2 protein-coding genes and 4 pseudogenes are annotated in these 1,446 nt (G+C 59.0%); 2 read left to right on the top strand and 4 right to left on the bottom strand.

Features of this window, described 5'->3' with window-relative positions; genetic code table 11:
- Positions 1-291, top strand: a pseudogene (locus TR36_RS15055) (DNA topoisomerase); the annotation flags it as partial.
- Here the strand turns inward: TR36_RS15055 and TR36_RS15050 are convergent.
- Positions 287-460 (bottom strand): annotated as a pseudogene (locus TR36_RS15050) (alpha/beta hydrolase); the annotation flags it as partial. The pseudogenes TR36_RS15055 and TR36_RS15050 overlap by 5 nt on opposite strands.
- A 150-nt stretch (positions 461-610) precedes the next feature.
- Between TR36_RS15050 and TR36_RS15045 the strand changes: the two are divergent.
- Positions 611-811 (top strand): annotated as a pseudogene (locus TR36_RS15045) (Rrf2 family transcriptional regulator); the annotation flags it as partial.
- Here the strand turns inward: TR36_RS15045 and TR36_RS16455 are convergent.
- The 3 genes and pseudogenes from TR36_RS16455 to TR36_RS16065 form a co-directional block, all read right to left on the bottom strand.
- Entirely contained in the window at positions 722-943 is a 222-nt protein-coding gene (locus TR36_RS16455; RefSeq protein WP_370553443.1) for a hypothetical protein, read from the bottom strand. The pseudogene TR36_RS15045 and the gene TR36_RS16455 sit on opposite strands and share 90 nt — an antisense overlap.
- Positions 943-1,140, bottom strand: a complete 198-nt coding sequence (locus tag TR36_RS16345; protein WP_255357366.1) for a DUF2007 domain-containing protein — start codon at positions 1,138-1,140, stop codon at positions 943-945. Before TR36_RS16345 ends, TR36_RS16455 begins: the two co-directional genes overlap by 1 nt.
- Positions 1,129-1,446 (bottom strand): annotated as a pseudogene (locus TR36_RS16065) ([protein-PII] uridylyltransferase); the annotation flags it as partial. The pseudogene TR36_RS16065 and the gene TR36_RS16345, both read right to left, overlap by 12 nt.

Below are 1,446 nucleotides of genomic sequence, written 5' to 3'. Positions count from 1 at the left end.
GCCACGCGGAACCCCTCGGCGCCGTTCATGACGTCGACCCTGCAGCAGGAGGCCAGCCGCAAGTTCGGCATGGGGGCGAAGGTCTGCATGTCCACAGCCCAGCGTTTGTACGAGGCGGGGCATATCACCTATATGCGGACCGACGGCATCGACATGGCCCCCGAAGCCGTGATGGAGGCGCGGGACGAGATCAAGCGCCGCTTCGGGAATGATTATGTTCCACCCTCGCCGCGCATGTACAAGAACAAGGCCAAGAACGCACAGGAAGCGCATGAATGTATCCGCCCCACCCCAGTTTGTAGAACGTATAATGCAGATTGTAGACGACACGGTTGTTCATCGACCCGCCGAATTGCGGATGCGGGTGCAAGACGATGGCGATAGGGGCGTCACGCTCTTTCTGAGGGTGATACCGGCCTTCGAGCCGTCCTTCGGGACCGGCGAAAATTACTTCGGGCATTTAGGCGCCTTTTTATGGTCCGGCGAATGTTGACGTAAACGCTCGGATAACTTAGAACTATTCCAAAGGGCTTGACATTCAGTTACCTTCGGGCTGGAAAGCAAGTAAGCGGCCAAGGGCCGCACGTCAATCTATCCGGGGCGGATACCAATGAAACTCTCGACCAAAGGCCGTTATGCTATGGTGGCGCTGGTGGATCTCGCGCTTCACAGCGGGGAAAAGCTGGTATCCCTTGCCGAAGTGTCAAAACGGCAAGATGTATCATTGCCCTATCTGGAGCAGCTGTTCGTAAAGCTGCGCCGTGCAGGGCTGGTCGAGGCGGTGCGTGGGCCGGGCGGTGGTTACAAGGTCACCCTGTTTTGCCGGTACGGCAGCCGCCAGGAATACCGGGTCCGTGGCCGCGCGATACCCGTCGCGCGGTTGCAGGATCCGCAACCGCCCGTCCAGAAAGCCGTCTTCGGTCAGATGGCTTTCGTCGAACATCATTGCCCAAGCGGAATTTTGTTATCCAGCATGATCTTGCTGGCAAGGAAGTGATCCCGCTCATGCACCAGCAGGCGNCGGGGGAATGCTCCGATCCCGCCTTCGAGGATGCTCATGTGGACGTCCATTGCAAAGGCCGTTATACCCTCGCCCTGTAGCAGCGCCTGAGCGAAGGCGATCACACCGTTGAACTGCATCATCGCCACAATGCGCCCGAATTCCGGGATGAACGCGCCCAGAACCCCCAGTTCGTTCATGGAACGCAAGATGCGTTCGGGGTTGCCGTATTTCAGCAGGATATCGAGGAATATCCGGTGCGCCTCACGGTCCTGCGCCATGCCGTCCTCGATCATCGGCAGGTTCGCCGCGATCAGTCGCAGGGTGTCGGGGTGCATCATGTATCCGGTACGCAGAACCTCTTCGAAGATGCGCAGGATATTGCGTTTGTCGGCCAGAAAGGCCGCGGGATCGCGCGGTTCGATGCGGCCGAAGTTCAGTCGCCA

It is taken from the genome of Falsirhodobacter sp. alg1 (assembly GCF_000739715.2).
Taxonomy (GTDB): Bacteria; Pseudomonadota; Alphaproteobacteria; order Rhodobacterales; family Rhodobacteraceae; genus Falsirhodobacter.
Note: the sequence above shows the minus strand (reverse complement) of the source record. Positions and strands in the feature narration are given on the sequence as shown.

Coding starts and splice junctions, on each gene's coding strand:
- TR36_RS16455 (WP_370553443.1), bottom strand. CDS start 943: ATGTTCGACGAAAGCCATCTGACCGAAGACGGCTTTCTGGACGGGCGG.